Raw genomic sequence first — 16449 nt, forward strand, 5'->3', positions numbered from 1 at the left:
AGGGTGGTGTCGCACGGGCGAAGCCGGTAACGCCCGCCCCGATGCCTCTCGCCAACGCCTCGTCGGTGACAGCTGCCGATGGGATAACCGGCGCACTCGCCATCGCCTCCGGCAGCGCGGACGTATTTGCATTTCTCAAGTTCCACGACGTGTTCACCTCGGCGATGACCGGCAATACCGCTCTGCTCGGAATGGCGCTCGGGCAGGGACATATCCTGGAAGCAACCCGATCACTCGCCGCCCTGCTCGGCTTCGCGGCGGGTAGCGTGCTGGGCACTGTGATCCACGATGCTTCGGCCACAGCACCGGTGCGGTCCCGGCTGCGCCGGGTGATCGGCGTCGAGGCACTCTGTCTTGCCCTCGTCGCCGTGCTCTGGCCGCTGATCGCGCATCCGGTCTACGGCATGCAACTATTCGTGTTGATCGTCGTGGCGTCGGCCGCAATGGGGATGCAGAGCGTTGCCGCCCGGGTGATAGATCTGCCGGGGATCACGACAGTGGTGTTCACCACGACACTGACAATGATCACAATGGGACTGACCCGCGCGGTAAGCCACAAGGGCGTGTCGCCAGCGGTCAAGCCGATCACCTGGCGGCAGATCACCGTGATGAGCTGTTATCTCGCGGGCGCGATCGTATCGGGCGGGCTTTCAATGATCCATCCCGACTTCATGGTGTTGGCGGCGGTGAGAATCCGCGCATAAACGGCGCGGGATAGTTACCATAGTGAATTGACTTAATGAGTGCGGGGCAGTTTGACACGGTGTGGGAGAGTTGGCGGAGGAGGCAGTGGCAGTGGGTAGCTGTCCCTCTGCTCTGAGGCTGCTGCCGTGCTCGCAGCCGTCAAGGACGCTTCGCGCCGCGCAAGAGCGCGGTGGCCTTCGGCCATCCTTGACCGCCGCTGCGCGCGACAGCGTCGGAATTCGCAGGTCGGGACGACAGGATGGCCGTGCTGATCGAACTACAGGATTGGTGTTGTATCAGTGGCGCTGGCGCTTTCAGGGTGGGCGTCGCGCGCCGGTGTCGTTTTGATCAATCCTGGCAATCCGGCTCGGGCGACGTTGAGGCCGGAGACCTGTCAAGCGCACGAAAGGTGAAACGGAGCGACCGCAACGATGACAGAGGTGATGTCCTGGGGGAGTACTGCTGGTCCAGGGCTTTCGCGAAGCCCCGGCGATTGCCAATCCACGCGAAAGCGCGGTTTCCGGTTGCTTAGCAGGACCATGATCCGTCACGCGGACCGCCCGAGCGCGGTAATGGCGATTTCTCGCCGCATGCATGACACGTCCTCGCGGGGTTGCCTGATAACGTCGGCGAGCTTCTCTTTGCCGTTCACGACGAGCTTCCCGGGCGCAAGTTCGCATGCAGTAGATCTGACCTCGGTCGCACTGTGGGCAGACAAGCACTTGGCACAGACAGCGACTGCAAACGAACATTCTGCAGATTATTCCATCAACGCCTGCGGCCGAGCATGACCTGCTGACGCAATTCACACTGTCTTTGGTCATCTGGTCCAACAACTGCTCACTTCCCCAGCTGATTCAAATCCTCGAACGTTCTGCGTTTCCTGACGGACCTCGTACCCGGCCGATCTGGTTCTCGTGTGATTTAGGCGCCGGGTCCAGGTTGCCGTAAAGGCCGGTCAGTGCCGTCCATTTAAATGGACTCGGCAGCTACGCGCCGTTTATGCGCGGATTCTCACCGCCGCCAACACTTCATGGCATTACCCGAATGTATCGCCGTCCTGAGCGCATTCGTGATGGCGCGGTTTTTCGCAGTCCCCGCCGCCTGATTCCAGCTTCAACGCCGGCGAAATCGCTCAACAGTAAGGATCAGATCGGCCTCTGCGCCGTCGGGACGGCCACTCGCGAGCCATAGGAACAAGACGGTCACAACGTAGCTGCCAGCGCCCAGCGCGATAGCGCCGACCATGTGCCACGCCAATACCGGGTCTCGACCAGCCCAATGCCCCCAACCGAGATCGCTCAACATCAGAACCGCCGTCATCGCGCCGGCACCGATCAGGGTACGCCAGATCCGCGCAAAGATTGCTGCAACGCTCACCTGCAGACGCCGCGTCATGACCAGGAAATAGACGATCTGGCTGACAACATCGACAATCGAAACCGCGATCGCCGCACCGATCAGCCCGTAGCGTGGCACCAGCGCGACCAGCAACGCCATGCGCAGCACCATCAGCGCGACATTGAGCTTCAGACTGGCCTTGAGCCAAGCCTGCACCGCAAACAGCGTCGAGGCAATCGAGCCAAAGATCGTTACCGTCGTCGCGATCCCGAAGATTTCAAGCAGCGGCACGGCGCCAAGCCATTCCTTGCCGAACCCCAGTTTGACGATGGGATAGGCGATCAACGATAGGCCGAAGCCAGCGGGCACGGTAATGAGCGCCATCAGACCAAGCATGCGCAGCATCATGGTGGCCCCATTGTCCCCCCCCTGCTTGGCTTCGGAAAACCCAGAAAATGCGGCGCGGCAGAGCGGGCCGATCAATTCCGAGCTCGGCAACCCGGCGATTTCGGCACCGACGCCGTAGATCCCGACATCACCGGTTCCAGATACGCGCCCGATCACCACGTTGCTCGCAGCACCCTGCGCGACCCCAACCAGCGTGATGAGCCAGATCATCACCGAATAGCCCGAAATACGTCGCCATCCGATCAGGGTCAGACGGGGCCGGTAAGGGTGGATCAGGTAGCTGATAATCACGGTCGCGATCTGGTTGATCAGGATGGCATCGACGAGGGCCCAGTAGCTGCGCAGCCAGAAGGCCAAACCAATCCCCGACACCACCGAAAGCAGCCGCGGAAACAGCTTGAGCTGGAATTCCTTGTCGAAGGCGATGAACCGGCGAAAATCGACCACGCCGATATTTTCGAGCGCGCTGATCGCACTGCCGGCCGCGACCACGTAGAGCACATCGACCATCGCCGGATTGTCAAAGAACCGGCTGATCGGGATGGCCAGAGCGGCAACCACGATGCCGGTCAGCAACCCGCGAATGGCGTTGATGGTGAAGCCGGTGTCGTAAAGTTCCCGGTCGGGATTTTCGTCGCGAATGATCGCCCCTTCGATGCCCGCTTCCGAAAGCTGGGCAATACTCTGCATCAAATTCATCGACAGAGCGACGATGCCGAACGCCGAGGGAACCAGCAGCCGCACCAGGATCAGCGTGCTGACAAGCCCCAGAGCCCGGTTGATGAAACGCCAACCGACGATCCAACCCGCCCCGCGGGCGGTGCGCGCAAGCACCGAGCCTTCACGGGCGAGACTGCGCAGCCCGGCATCGGTCGTCGGATCAGCCATCGGTTCAGGCCACTAGCGCGGCGGTGGCGCGCGCTGCACCGGCATGCCGGGCAAGGAACCCTTCGAGCACCAGAAGATGCCAGAGTTTCCAGGCGTGATCGGCCCGCCCCGCCTCGTGCTGATCGATCATCCTGCCGATCGCCTCGGCATCGAACCAGCCGGTATCCAGCATCGCCGGTCCGAGCAACGCACTGCGCAGGCGCGGGGCTGCCCGTCGTAGTTCGGCTGCGAGTGGCGCGACGAAACCTTGCTTCGGCCGATCAAGCACCGCGCGCGGAACCAGCGGCCCGACCGCTGCACGCAGCACCGACTTGCCGACGCCATTCTGCAATTTCAGTGTGGATGGCAATGCCATCCCCCAGGCGAGGAGATCATGGTCGAGCAAAGGCGAGCGCACTTCGAGACCACTGCGCATGCTGGTACGATCGACCTTCACCAGAATGTCGCCGGGCAGATAGGTTGCAAGATCCACCAACTGCGCCGCGCGCAGTGCATCCGCGCCGGTGTCGAGCGCTGCAACGATGCCGGCAGAGGGATCATGGCCATCGAGCAGCGAAATCAACCTTGGGGTCATCAAGCCGCGTCGCTCGGCATCCTGCAGTTTGCAGAGCGTGCGATAATATCCGTGCGCCGAATCGAGGCTGATTTCGGTGAGCGTCGTTTTCGCCCGAAGCCATGCGGGCGCGTGATCGAGCTTGGGGTAAGCACGGGCGATCGGCGCCAACAAAGCACGGCGCGCGCGGTCCGGCAGCAGCCGCCGCGCCCGATCGGCAATAGCATGCCAGCGATAGCGTCGATAACCACCGAACACTTCGTCGCCACCATCACCAGAGACCACGCCCTTGACCCCGGTGCGAGCCAGCCGGGCCACGGCAAGGCTGGGTACCGAGGAATGATCGCCGAAAGGTTCCCCGAAGACTTCCGCCTGAAACCGCGCAGCATCGATGACATCGTCCGGAGCGACGGTTTGGGTGACATGGGTGGCGCCGCACCGATCCGCCATCATCGCGGCGACCTCGCGCTCATCGGTCGGGCCGGGAAATCCAATGGTGAAGCATTGCAACGGTGCCGCGCAATGACGGGACGCAAGTGCGGCAATCGCGCCGGAGTCGATCCCTCCCGAAAGGAACGCTCCGATCGGCACATCGGCCACCATGCGCGCCGCAACCGATGTTTCGAGACGGCTCCGCAGATCTGCCGCAGCCTCCGCCATACTTGCCGGCACCGGACCGGGAGCGGGAAGCGACCAGTAGCGGCGCGGCGACGGCAATGGCTCTCCCTCACCGATCAGCATGAAATGGGCGGGCGGCAGCTTGCGGATGTCGCGATAGATTGAAGCAGGGTCAGGGATGTAGCCGAACGCCAGAAAATCCTCGATCGCCGCGGGATCGAGCACCGCGGCCAGCCCGGGCACCGGTACGAGCGCCGCAAGTTCAGAGCCATAGGCTAGAGTTCCGTCGGGCGCGACACCGTAATACAGCGGCTTCTTACCGATCCGGTCACGCGCCAGCAGCAGGCTGCGCTGGGTTCGGTCCCATAGAGCGAAGGCAAACATGCCATTGATCCGGTCGAGCAAACCGACCCCCCAACTCTCCCAGCCGTGCACCAGCACCTCGGAATCCGAGCGCGTTGCGAAAATATGACCTTGAGCGATGAGTTCCCCGCGCAGGACCGCGAAATTATAGATCTCACCGTTAAACGTAACGAACACGGTGTCGTCCTCATTGCCCATCGGCTGATGACCTGCAGCAAGATCGAGGAAAGACAGGCGACGAAATCCCATACCGATCGCGGGTTCAACGTGAAACCCTTCATCGTCTGGCCCCCGATGAGCGATCGCGTCTGTCATGCGCCGGAGCAACCCGGGATCGATCGCAACAGCCCCCGCTCGTGCCGTTCGCAGTGGAAACAACCCGGTGAAACCACACATGCGCTGAAATCTCCCGGCATTTATCCGCCGCTGATAATGATAACACAACTACGCACAGCCTAATACGTGAAACCTAATAAAGGATGGCTGATATCATGGTTGGCGTCCTCCCGATATTGCGATCAGGGCAAATTTTTCGCGAAAGGCGGCATTCCGAGAGAATTTCAGATTTTTTTCAAGCGTTAATAACTTCTTAACTTTTATTTAACTAGTGTATTCGGATGAAATTCTCAATTACTACGACAGACATTAGTTTTTTGGGAATCAGATGAAGGGCCTTGGCTCACACCATCGGAGATCTTCCAGCGCTTCTCTCAGTGGCCTGGGCAAAGGTTTGCTGGGAGCGCTCTCAGTATCAGGCGGTCGCCGACACAATGCGGCAATCGATAGCACCAAGACGCCCGTGGTCGTGTTGCGACCGGCTGGCCGGTCAAAAGGCATCGACGCCGCTTACACGCCCCCTCAGCGAGATGAACGGAGCCAAAGTGGCCGACTCCCCCTCGCTGTCGCGATCCCTCTCGTTCTCGGTCTGGCCTTGATATGCTGGACCGTCATCATCCTCGTCGCACTGCGTTGGATGTAGATGCGGCGCCGGCTCGGCGCACGGGCATCAGAACATCGCTCCATTTTCGGGCCATCGCCGCGAAATCGAACTCTTCAATCGCCCGAGCACGGTTCGCCCGCCCGATCATGTGCGCTCGTTCCGGGTTAATGATCAATCCACTCAGGGCCGCAGCCAAAGCCGCATCATCGCGCCGCACGATGAAAGGGCGATTTTCAGCGGCGACCATCCGGGAAATGTCACCGACATCGGTGGTGATGACAGGCAGCCCCGAAGCCATCGCTTCCATGACCGAAAGCGGCATCTGTTCAGTGTCCGAACTGAGAGCGAACAGACTGATTTCGCGATAAAACGATGCCGCGTCGGACCGCGCGCCAAGAAACATCACCGGCATCCCCGACTCGGCGGCGAGGTGTTCGAGTGCGGCGCGATCCGGCCCATCTCCGAGGATTCGCAACTCAAACTTGACCTCCCGCCGGGCGATTGCCGCCGCCCGGATCAGGCGCGCGAGATTTTTCTCAGGCCGCAGAGCAGCAACGCAACCGATAACCGGCGTATCGGGCAAAGCGACCGCAGGGCTGAACCGCGCAAGGTCGATGCCATTCGGAATATAATGCAGGCTGTGGCGCGGCAACTGCCAGACACAAGCCGCAACATCAAGCAGCGTACGGGACGGAACGATCGTGGTACTCGACCGCAGGATCAATCGCCTCGTGATCACCCTGCGGCGGATCTGGCGGTCGCGCTCGTCGGGACCGAAACCGTCTTCGGTATGAATGTGGCGGACCCGACCACCTAACCGATTGGCAATTGCCCATTCGATACTACCCCAGTTGCTTGTCACGAGCAGGTCGGGGCGCAATGCGCGCAGGGTTCGCCCGATGGCCCTCAACCGCTGGGGCAAGCCCGTGCTCGTTGGAGGCGGGCTCGGGAAACCGATATCGAGGCGGGACTCAAGTCGATCCCGGCACGTCGTGTCGTTATCGAGCGCAACGATCTCATGGGAAAACCGGTCGCCGAAATGGTTGGCGAGCGCGCACATCCGCATCTGGGCCCCGCCAGCAGCAAAACTTGGAAACACATGAACGATCCGGATCGGGTTCGTCATCGATTCACGGACCCGACAATACGACGCGCATTTCCCGCCCAGGTAAGGTCACGACGGATGATCTCCGCACGTGCCGCCGCTCCGAGCCGGGCACGAAGCGCAGGATCGGCCGCAAGCCGTGCGATGCACGACCAGAGCGCACCCCAATTTTCCGGCTCGAACAGCAGAGCGGTCTCGTCATCAACCAGGATTTCCCGCAGATTGGGCTGGTCTGGTGCCACAATCGCACACCCGGCGGCCATGTATTCGAACAGTTTGAGCGGAGAGGCGTAATCCACCGCGCGAGGCTGAAGCGCTATATCGATGCCTGCGAGGAAGCCCGGCACCGCGTCACGCGGAACCAGACCAGCGAAATGCACGTGTGATTGCATCCCGTAGCGGGCCACCATGGCTTCAAGCGTCGACCTAGCCGGGCCTTCGCCTGCGATGACGAAATCGAATTTCTCGGCGCTGCGGCCCAATTCATCGATCACCGGTTCGAGCCCGTGCCACGGCCTGACGAACCCGATGAACCCCAGCACCGCACGCGGCCGCCGCGACGCAGTACGTTGGTGAAAACGCGCAAGATCGATGCCATTCGGCGTAATGATCAGCCGGTCCGGTGCCACACCGACCGCAGTGATCCGGGCACCAAGCACATGGGTCACCGCGAATATCCGATCCGCCGCGCGCCAGACCGCCCGCTCCGCCCAGCGCGCCAACGCGCCGAGCCTCAGTCCGCCATGCGCGATGCGCTCTTCGGCAAGCGGCGCATTGACTTCGACCAGAAACGGAATGCGGCGTTCGCGCGCCACCCACATACCGGCGAGATAATACAGATTATACCGCTCGTAGATGACATCCGGCCGGAATGCGACGGCAGCCTGACGCAGTCGCCACCACGCTGGAATATTGTAGGCGAGTTCGGCGAGTTCACCCACCGCACCCGGCAGGATGGCGCGGAGACGGGCGACCCAGGTGGTTTCCGCACCAAAGCCGGTCTTATCGTAGAACGAGGGACCCACCACCATGACCTCGTGCCCCGCAGCACGAAACGCGGCGACCAGATCTTCGACATGAACCGACTGGCCGTCACGCGACTGGATCCGGTGGCTGTAGAGAATACGCATATCAACGTCGTCCTTGTCGCAATCGTCGGCGGACCGCACCGGCAGCAGCGGTCGCCATGGCGGCAAGGCCGCGCGGATGACGGGGATTGATCAGCATGACGCCATACCGCTCATGACGTTGGTCGACCCATAAGCGCTTATAGGCATCATCGCCCCGACCGAAGTTGAGCAGCGAAGGGCGATCCCGCGCAAGAATGGCATCGAGCATCTGCGCGGTCAGCACGGTGCCGGGCGAGAGTGCGGCATGCGCCTCATCGTGGGCAAGTTTCAGCAGCATCGCACGACCCCCGGATACCGCCCAGTACTGCGCGGCGATCGGCCCGCTGGGACCAGTCAGAACCGCGAGGCGGAGCAGTCCCGCACCGGCCAGCGCCCGCATGCAGGTGATATTGAACAGCGGAAACGGTTCCGGCTGCTTCCATGATTTCGCATAAACCTGCTCGAACGCCGCGAGTCCGACTTCAAGATCGTCAGCGCCGAACAAATGGAAACGGGCGGTCGAGCGGGCGCGCTTGAGCTTGCGTGTGATGGTGCTGCGCAACGAACCGGGGCGCGTGGCCAACCAGCGGTCGAAATCATCGGTTTCGACTGGTGCTGACCAATCGCCAAAATGCGCGAAACGCTGCACCCGCAGGCCACCAGTCCGGCATCCGGCCAGAAATGGCGCGATCGCCGGGTTGCGCTCATCCAAGGCATCGAGCCGGACCACACCCCGGCGGCGTGCCAGTCCAGCAAAACAGCGACCAGCGCGGAACGGATCTCCGGCGATGATCGGCGCAAACTCAAGCGAATAGGGGCTGGATTGTCCCGCCTGGACGACCAACCCACCGCCTGATCCAACGCACCAGACCGGCACCAGCGCGGTGTGATCACCGATGACGACGCACCCCGCAGCAACACCGTGCGGGGTCGCCGCACGGGCCAGCGTGTCGAACCACAAATGACTGGCAAACAGATCCCGTGCGGGGTCCGCAAAACGGGCGATGCTGGGCTCGTCGAGCGCGGACCAGGGCAGCACGCGCGTATCATCCTCAATCACCATCGGAGCGACCGAGACAGGCGACGACGAATTGCTGTGCCTTGACCTCCCAATCCGCGGCAGCGGCACAAGCAATCCCAACGGCAGCGATCTCGGCACGAAGCGACGGATCATCGCACAGCCGGCGCATCGCCGCCTCGATCGCGTCGATCGAGCCGCCATCGACAATCAGGCCGTTCACGCCGTCCTTCACGGCATCGACGCTACCGCCGTCCCTGCCCGCAATCACCGGCAGACCGGCCGCATTGGCTTCCAGAAATACGAGGCCAAACCCCTCGGTATCGCCCGAGGCCAGCGCCCGATTCGGCATGACGAACACGTCGCCCAACGAATAATGATCGGCCAGATCCGCCTCAGCGACCGATCCCGTGAACACCACGCGATCGGCCACGCCTTCGACGGCCGCAATGGCATGGAGCGTTTCGGCGTAAGGCCCACTGCCGACCACAAGAAACCTAACGTCCGCGTCAGCACGTGCCAGGCGGGCAAACGCACGAATGGCGTGGTCGATCCCTTTTTTCTCCAGCAACCGGCAGACCGAGACGAACACGAACCGTCCCGCGAGCCCATACTGCGCAATCAGGTCGGGCCGATGGCTCGCCGCCGAAAATCGCGCGAAATCAACCCCGTTCTCGATCAGATGAATCGGCGGTGCGGCTTGTCCTGCCAGCAGATCGCGCACGGTCGTCGCGGTGAACCGGCTGACCACGATGATCGCATCGGCGGCAGCGAGGGTGCGGCGGCGGCGGGACCAGTCCGCGTCATAATCGTCGCGCGTGGTAATCTCCTCGCCGTGAATATAAACGACGAATCGCAAATGGGCCGGCCCCATCCGGCGGATTACACTGAACAGCCAACCGGACGACACCAGTTCGCCGATGCACAGAGCGGCGATCCGTCCGGTACGGAGGCTGCGAAGAACCGCACGCAGGATATCTGCCCGGATCCGCAGATCATGCAGCAAAAATCCAGCGCGCCCCCATCGCCCGGCGGCTGGGCCCCCGATCGGGGTCCGAAGCAGGTCGAGGCGCTCGACCCGATACCCGGCACGCCCATCGCCCGCTGCCGCCGCCCTGCGATCGTGCTCGCGCCAGCCGATCAGGGGTAGGCCGTCCACATAGCTCGTGCGCGGCGCCAGCACCTGCACCCGCGGCGCTGCAAGCCGGGCAAGCGCCCCATACACCACCGCCGACCCGCCCTGCACCGGTGGAAAATTATTCGCGACCAGCAGGATTTCAGCCGGTGCCGTCATCGGATCGCTGGTGCCGGACACAGCAAAGCGGGAATGGTCTCTGCGGCAGCGAAACGACAGGAAAATTCGTCGGTCAGATCGCACAGGATCGCCGACAGATCATCGTAGAACCGATGCAGATCGGCGCGCGAACGAACATAGGGATTACGACCCGGCGCGATCGACGAGCTGTGAAAGCTCAATGGCAGGATCATCTGATCGCGTCGGCCCAGCCCCTGGACCAACCGCCGCACGGCACGGGGATCATTGCCTTCCGGCGAAAGGGTGATCCGCTCGGCGCATTCGATCCGCGCGAGCAGGCCGGCAAGAGGTGCCCAGGCACCGTTCGTCCCGATCAAAGCCCGGTACAGGCGGTCACCGAACGCCCCTCCCCAGCCGACGATGGCGCGGCCCAGCGGCAGTTCGAGCAAAGACCGTTGCGCGCCGAACCAGAACGGCGCGAAATCGATCCGGCTATAATCCGGCCCCGCTTCGTCGCGCATCGATGTCCGGGGCGCTATGCTGGTGTCGACCAGAATTCCCGCCGCTTCGATCAGCGCGGCGGTTTGCCGGCCGAGACCGTAGCGCCCGGCGCGGAACACCAAGGGAGACGATGCGAAGACCTCGATAAAGCGCGAGCAGAGCGATTCGAGCTTGCGTGCCTCGATTTCCGGCGCAAGGTTGCCGCCGAACGACTGCGCCGTCGACCCGCGCCCCTCGAATGGCGGCGTAACCCAGGGATGCAACTGAATCCCGAGAGCCGCCTCGCCGCGATCACGGTAATGGATCAGCAGGCCGACGATATCCGGATTTAGCAGCACCGGATAAGTGACCAGATAGGTCGGTACGACGCCATGCGCGGCAAAAATCGGCTGAAGTTCGGCAATGCGCGACAGATACGCAGTCGCGTAATCGGTCCCTTCGGTGGGATCGGTCCAGTCGAAATCCTCTTCGGTGTCGATCAGGACAGTGGCGATCCGGCGGAACTCACGCAACGCGACCGGGCGGGGGTTGGGCAGCAGGTCCGGGAACATTGCAGCTTTCGGCAATTCAAATACGATAACACGATGACATGGATGGCCCGACCTCACAAGCGACAGACGGACCATCTTGTGGATATCGTACCCGGGCTGACCGCCCGGCTCAGCCCGATCACGGATCCCGAATGTTTCGGTAATGACTGGCGGCAGGTCGAAGCGCAAGCCGGTGGCTCGGTATTCCAAAGCTGGACTTGGCTGGGTTGCCGCTTTGACGCACGGTTCCACGATCCTCTGGCGCTGCAGATCATGAATGGAAGCCGCTGCGTCGCCATCGGCGTGCTGAACCGCGAGCGGCGATGGACCGGTCCGAGCTGGCACCTCGGTGAAACCGGCGATTCCGCAGCCGATTCGGTGTTCATCGAGCATAACGGGCCGCTGGTGGTACAGAATTGCCCGCAAGCGCGGGATGCGTGGTTCGCCGCACTGATGCACGCACCGCTCGGTCCGGGGCGCATGATCGTACTGTCCGGGATCGGCACGATCGATCTGGCGGCGGCCCGGCGCCACGGCGTCGTCACCGTATCGATCACGCGAGTGGCGCCGCGGCGCGACCTCGCCGCATTGCGACGGGACGGCATGGATTGCCTCGACCCGGTCTCCGCCAACACCCGCCAGCAGATCAATCGTGCGTGGCGCCGGTATGCCGCAAGCGGCCCCATCCAGGTTGAACCTGCGACAAGCCGGGATCAGGCCCATGAATTCATGACCGGCCTCACCGCCCTGCATCAAACCACCTGGCAAGGGAGGGGGCGACAAGGTGCATTCGCCCGCCATGAATTCCGTGACTTCCACGACGATCTGCTTCGGCGCGGCATAGAATCGGGCACGACCGATTTGTTGCGAATCTCGGCAGGATCGCGGCTGATCGGCTATCTGTACACCCTGATCTGGCGCGGCACCGCGAGTGCCTATCAAAGCGGCTTCGTCTACGAGACCGAGCATCCGCATGAAAAGCCCGGTCTCGTATGTCATGTGGCGGCGATGCGGCATTACCAGGCGCGTGGTCTGAACAATTACGATTTCCTCGCCGGAGACGACCGGTACAAAACCAGCCTTGCCGGCGAAAGCACCGCCCTGCACTGGGCGCGGGCGGCACCGCGTTTCACTCTGGCGGGTGCGATCCTGCTCGGACGCGACCGCTTGAAGCAATGGCGCCCTCGATGATCAAGCCCGGCGTCGGCGGCGGATAAGCACCAGACCGATCAGGCCGGTACCGAGAACCGCGAGCGAACCCGGCTCCGGAACAGGCAGGGTTTCCGAGATCTGGAGAACCGAGGGCGCACCGTTCGCCTCGACATAGACCAGCGTAAACGGCGTCGCGCTTGCCGCAGCAAGAGCGATCGAACTGGGGATCTCGGTCGTGGGACCGCCACTGAGGATCAACGGCGTATTGCTCACCCCGCTGTAGAGCGACGCCCCATCGTCATGCGAAATGGTCACCACGGTTCCCGCCGGGGCCGAATAGTTGCCGGTGATTTCCATGAATGTGACGAACGCGCTCGAGTTAAGCGAGCCACCGACGTTTTGATACGGGCTGCTCAGCGTCGAATCGAGAAAGTCAGACTCGGTGAGCCCACTCGAGCTCGAGTAGTTGGAAATGCCGCCAACATTGGTCCCGAAGAAATTACTGACGGAATTGGTCTCCGAAGCCCCAACCGAAAAGTCGATCGGCCCCGTATAATTGAAACTCGCCGACGGGCTTACCTGCGGAAGCCCGCTGAGCGTTGCCATGGACGCGTTTGCTGGCGTGCCCGACAGGCCCAAGGCGCTGTAGCTGCCGGTCCAGACCTGAAATTGATAGTTGTTCCCATCGGCAAAGCCGGCATGAGCCACCCCCGTGAACCCAACAAGGAAGACGCTCGAGAGCAGGAACGACTTGATTTTTCTCATGATTCAATCTCCGATGGATATTGGTTAATTCTTACAATTCTAGGTAAGCAATGTCCATGCCAAGAATATTGTTCCATCAAATCAGCATCTTGAGTCCCTGTAATTTTTGGAGTGTAAAGAAATCAAGACAATTAGGATTCGGCCATGCCGATGGCCCGGGGGGCCGAAATGAAAACGCCCCCGGCAAGCCGGGGGCCCTATCGGTTATCGAAACAGACTTAGCTACTCTTCTGACGACGACGCAGGATCAAGCCCAGTCCAACAAGTCCTGTACCGAGCAAGGCAAGCGAGCCGGGTTCCGGAACGTTCACGGCACCATCGAGGCTAACGTTCGTTATGCCGGACGATGAAGGGTTAATCGTGACCACCTGGGTCAATGAGTAAAGACTGCTGCCAGTATCGAACGCGCCATAGTAGATGCTACCCGATTTGGTGCCGGAAAGAGTATCGGTGCCAAGGAGCGTGCCACTGTAAAGTGCGTTGCTAGAGGAACCATAGAGTGAGTATACGATTGACGATGCGACTGGCAACGTCAAAGTATTATTTGTCAGCTGCCCTTCAATAGACTGAACTTGAGCGCCCGTCAGATCGCTTTCCGTCAAATAGATGGAGACGGGCGAGGTCAGGGTCGCGCCACCGGTAATATCCAAATCGAAATTTACAAACTGACCGAGGCTCGTCTGGCCAGTAACGGTCCCGCGAACGCCATTGGAGTTGATAGTTTCGGTCGATACAATTCCCGTCCCGGTTGCGTAGGTCTGGACCGTGCCATTGCCAATTGAATAACCCAGTGAGAGCGTCGGATCCATCGGACCTGCATATGCAACAGCCGCCATCCCGACGAGAGAAACCAAACTAAACGCAGAAGCAAGAAGTAGCCGTTTCATCGTGAAATCCTTAATGAGAAGGTTAAGCCTGATCTTCACTAAGCAATTTCAGTGCCAAATTTTTTATTGTTATTTTTGAAGCGCTTATTTATTCCGGATACATTTCGGTGTAAGATAAATAGACATTAAAGTATAGTAAAACATTCTGTATCGTAAAAATTTTAATTTATCTAAATATTGACGTGAAACAACTTGATCGTCATCGATATCATGCCGTAATAGCCAAGGACACCAACCAGATCGACGAGACCACGATCCCCCAGGGCCGCGCGTGCAAGCACGTATGTCGATTGAGCCACGTCTCTCGTCTCCAATAATTCGCGGGAGAGATCATGCACCGCCTGTGCATCCGCCTCGACGAACACAGGTCGCTCACGGCGCTTGATCGCGGCGATGATGTCCGGCGCGATCCCGGCGGCTTCAGCAATCGGGGCGTGAATCCGCCATTCGAATCCCGCCTGCCAATAGGCCCCCATCACCAGAATTGCGAGTTCGGACAAGCGTGGCGGCAGCGACGAGCCAAAACGGCAGTATTCACCGAGTGCCTGGGCGCGGTGGGCGAGTTCGGCACTGTGCAGCCACACCGCAAGCGGCCCCTCGACCTTGCCACGTGGCCCGGCGGCAATAGCATCATACGCCGCACGCTGCGCCGCACTCATGTGGGCGGGGTCGGGCAAACCGAGCCGCGGCGTGACAGGCTCATCACCGAACCCCGGCACCGTCGGCGTGCTCAATGCCGGAAGTGCCGCATACCGGTGAAGACCATCGCAAGCCCGGCTTCATCCGCCGCCGCGATCACCTCTGCATCGCGCATCGAACCGCCGGGCTGAATGATGGCGGTGGCCCCGGCCTCGATCGCGGCCTGAACCCCATCGGCAAACGGAAAAAAAGCGTCGGAGGCAAGGACCGACCCGGCAATCCGATCACCGCCCTTGAGCACCGCGATCCGCGAACTATCCACCCGACTTGTCTGGCCGCCGCCGATACCGGTCGTGACACCGTCCTTCGCATAGACGATCGCATTCGATTTCACATGTTTGCAGACGCGAAATGCGAACAGCAGATCGGCCAGTTCCGCCTCGGTCGGCGCACGCCTGGTCACGATCTTCAGGTCATCGCGCGCGACCATTCCGTTATCGCGGGTCTGCACAAGGTAGCCTCCGGCAACACTGCGAAACCCGAGCCCGCCGGCAGCGGTATCGGGCAGACCGCCCGCGATCAGCAAGCGCAGGTTTTTCTTGCGCGCGAGCAGAGCGATGGCGTCGGGTTCGGCCGCAGGCGCGATGATGACTTCGATAAAAATGCTCGAGATTTTCTCCGCGGCCTCGGCATCGAGCACGCGGTTCACAGCAATGATCCCGCCAAACGGGCTGACCGGATCGGCAGCGAAGGCGGCATCCCAAGCAGACGCAAGATCATCACCGACAGCAACCCCGCAAGGGGTGGCATGCTTGACGATGACCACGGCCGGGCGATCGAATTCGGCGACGCATTCATAAGCCGCATCCGCATCGAGAATATTGATATAGGAAAGCTCCTTGCCCTGAAGCTGCCGTGCACTGGCAACGCCCGGTCGCTCACCGGTCGTGTAGAACGCGGCGACCTGATGCGGATTCTCGCCGTAGCGAAGCGCCTGATGCTTGAGCCCGGCAATGGCGAGGCGCGCAGGAAACATCTCCCCGGTCTGCGGCGGAACGGTTTCGGTCACCCGCAGATCGGGATCGGCGTCGCCATTGGTCGCGGTGAACCAGGTCGCAATCGCGGCATCGTAGGTCGCGGTGCGCGTGTACGCCGCAGCGGCATAGTGACGGCGCTGCTTCAACGTCGTGCCACCATCCTCTATTGCAGCAATCAGATCCCCGTATTGCGCCGGATCGGTGATCACGGCGACCGCGTCGTGATTCTTGGCCCCCGAACGGATCATGGCGGGCCCGCCGATATCGATATTCTCGACACATTCGGCGAATTCGGCCCCCTTCGCCACCGTCTGCTCAAACGGATAAAGGTTGCACACCAGCAGATCGATCGGCGGGATATTCTGGGCCGCCATCTGGGCGAGGTGATCCGGCAGATCGCGCCGGCCCAGCAGGCCGCCGTGAATTTTCGGCACCAGGGTCTTCACCCTCCCATCCAGCATCTCAGGCACGCCGGTATAATCGGCAACCTCGACAACGGGGACACCGGCGTCCCGCAAAGTCCTGGCCGATCCGCCGGTCGAGAGTATCTCGATGCCGTGCGCCGCGAGAACCCGGCCAAGATCGACCAGCCCGGTCTTGTCGGACACCGACACAAGGGCCCGCCGAATCGGAGTTTTATCGCTCATGAGCATATC

At 61.5% G+C, this 16449-nt stretch carries 13 protein-coding genes; 2 read left to right on the forward strand and 11 right to left on the reverse strand.

Translation table 11 applies throughout. The features are described from left to right. Positions 1-41: 41 nt before the first annotated feature. Positions 42-704, forward strand: a complete 663-nt coding sequence (locus tag SIL87_RS11225) for a YoaK family protein (RefSeq protein ID WP_319614271.1) — start codon at positions 42-44, stop codon at positions 702-704. Positions 705-1800: 1096 nt separating this feature from the next. On the opposite strand, the gene SIL87_RS11230 is transcribed toward SIL87_RS11225, so the two are convergent. From SIL87_RS11230 to SIL87_RS11260, 7 genes are all read right to left on the reverse strand, one after another. Next, the gene (locus SIL87_RS11230; RefSeq protein ID WP_319614272.1) at positions 1801-3321 is read right to left on the reverse strand and encodes an oligosaccharide flippase family protein; all 1521 of its coding nucleotides are present in this window, start codon (positions 3319-3321) and stop codon (positions 1801-1803) included. Positions 3322-3325: 4 nt separating this feature from the next. Further along, positions 3326-5251, reverse strand: a complete 1926-nt coding sequence (gene asnB, locus SIL87_RS11235; protein WP_319614273.1) for an asparagine synthase (glutamine-hydrolyzing) — start codon at positions 5249-5251, stop codon at positions 3326-3328. 554 nt (positions 5252-5805) lie between these two features. Next, entirely contained in the window at positions 5806-6921 is a 1116-nt protein-coding gene (locus SIL87_RS11240; protein ID WP_319614274.1) for a glycosyltransferase family 4 protein, read from the reverse strand. Beyond that, the gene (locus tag SIL87_RS11245) at positions 6918-8030 is read right to left on the reverse strand and encodes a glycosyltransferase family 4 protein (protein ID WP_319614275.1); all 1113 of its coding nucleotides are present in this window, start codon (positions 8028-8030) and stop codon (positions 6918-6920) included. The genes SIL87_RS11240 and SIL87_RS11245 overlap by 4 nt, the downstream gene beginning before the upstream one ends. A gap of 1 nt (position 8031) precedes the next feature. Beyond that, positions 8032-9072, reverse strand: a complete 1041-nt coding sequence (locus SIL87_RS11250) for a GNAT family N-acetyltransferase (protein ID WP_319614276.1) — start codon at positions 9070-9072, stop codon at positions 8032-8034. Beyond that, a complete protein-coding gene (locus SIL87_RS11255) occupies positions 9062-10321 on the reverse strand; it encodes a glycosyltransferase family 4 protein (RefSeq protein ID WP_319614277.1) in 1260 nt (419 codons plus the stop codon). Before SIL87_RS11255 ends, SIL87_RS11250 begins: the two co-directional genes overlap by 11 nt. Then, positions 10318-11334: a polysaccharide deacetylase family protein gene (locus tag SIL87_RS11260; RefSeq protein ID WP_319614278.1), complete on the reverse strand. Its 1017-nt coding sequence runs from the start codon at positions 11332-11334 to the stop codon at positions 10318-10320. The genes SIL87_RS11255 and SIL87_RS11260 overlap by 4 nt, the downstream gene beginning before the upstream one ends. A 78-nt stretch (positions 11335-11412) precedes the next feature. Here SIL87_RS11260 and SIL87_RS11265 point away from each other — a divergent pair, with 78 nt between their 5' ends. Then, entirely contained in the window at positions 11413-12504 is a 1092-nt protein-coding gene (locus tag SIL87_RS11265; RefSeq protein WP_319614279.1) for a GNAT family N-acetyltransferase, read from the forward strand. Here SIL87_RS11265 and SIL87_RS11270 read toward each other — a convergent pair whose 3' ends face one another. The 4 genes from SIL87_RS11270 to purH all read right to left on the reverse strand — a co-directional run bounded on the left by SIL87_RS11270 (position 12505) and on the right by purH (position 16440). Continuing rightward, positions 12505-13230 carry a PEP-CTERM sorting domain-containing protein gene (locus SIL87_RS11270; RefSeq protein WP_319614280.1) on the reverse strand — a complete coding sequence of 242 codons (726 nt, stop codon included), beginning with the start codon at positions 13228-13230 and terminating at the stop codon, positions 12505-12507. It abuts the gene before it with no gap. Positions 13231-13448: 218 nt separating this feature from the next. Next, the gene (locus SIL87_RS11275) at positions 13449-14117 is read right to left on the reverse strand and encodes a PEP-CTERM sorting domain-containing protein (protein WP_319614281.1); all 669 of its coding nucleotides are present in this window, start codon (positions 14115-14117) and stop codon (positions 13449-13451) included. 170 nt (positions 14118-14287) lie between these two features. Beyond that, positions 14288-14851, reverse strand: a complete 564-nt coding sequence (locus tag SIL87_RS11280; protein ID WP_319614282.1) for a carboxymuconolactone decarboxylase family protein — start codon at positions 14849-14851, stop codon at positions 14288-14290. Continuing rightward, positions 14848-16440: a bifunctional phosphoribosylaminoimidazolecarboxamide formyltransferase/IMP cyclohydrolase gene (purH, locus tag SIL87_RS11285; protein WP_319614283.1), complete on the reverse strand. Its 1593-nt coding sequence runs from the start codon at positions 16438-16440 to the stop codon at positions 14848-14850. Before purH ends, SIL87_RS11280 begins: the two co-directional genes overlap by 4 nt. Positions 16441-16449 lie beyond the last annotated feature (9 nt).

This window comes from Acidiphilium acidophilum (genome assembly GCF_033842475.1).
In the GTDB taxonomy this organism is placed as follows: domain Bacteria; phylum Pseudomonadota; class Alphaproteobacteria; order Acetobacterales; family Acetobacteraceae; genus Acidiphilium; species Acidiphilium acidophilum.

Coding starts and splice junctions, on each gene's coding strand:
- SIL87_RS11240 (WP_319614274.1), bottom strand. CDS start 6,921: ATGACGAACCCGATCCGGATCGTTCATGTGTTTCCAAGTTTTGCTGCT.
- SIL87_RS11245 (WP_319614275.1), bottom strand. CDS start 8,030: ATGCGTATTCTCTACAGCCACCGGATCCAGTCGCGTGACGGCCAGTCG.
- SIL87_RS11225 (WP_319614271.1), top strand. CDS start 42: ATGCCTCTCGCCAACGCCTCGTCGGTGACAGCTGCCGATGGGATAACC.
- purH (WP_319614283.1), bottom strand. CDS start 16,440: ATGAGCGATAAAACTCCGATTCGGCGGGCCCTTGTGTCGGTGTCCGAC.
- SIL87_RS11250 (WP_319614276.1), bottom strand. CDS start 9,072: ATGGTGATTGAGGATGATACGCGCGTGCTGCCCTGGTCCGCGCTCGAC.
- SIL87_RS11255 (WP_319614277.1), bottom strand. CDS start 10,321: ATGACGGCACCGGCTGAAATCCTGCTGGTCGCGAATAATTTTCCACCG.
- SIL87_RS11275 (WP_319614281.1), bottom strand. CDS start 14,117: ATGAAACGGCTACTTCTTGCTTCTGCGTTTAGTTTGGTTTCTCTCGTC.
- SIL87_RS11260 (WP_319614278.1), bottom strand. CDS start 11,334: ATGTTCCCGGACCTGCTGCCCAACCCCCGCCCGGTCGCGTTGCGTGAG.
- SIL87_RS11270 (WP_319614280.1), bottom strand. CDS start 13,230: ATGAGAAAAATCAAGTCGTTCCTGCTCTCGAGCGTCTTCCTTGTTGGG.
- SIL87_RS11230 (WP_319614272.1), bottom strand. CDS start 3,321: ATGGCTGATCCGACGACCGATGCCGGGCTGCGCAGTCTCGCCCGTGAA.
- asnB (WP_319614273.1), bottom strand. CDS start 5,251: ATGTGTGGTTTCACCGGGTTGTTTCCACTGCGAACGGCACGAGCGGGG.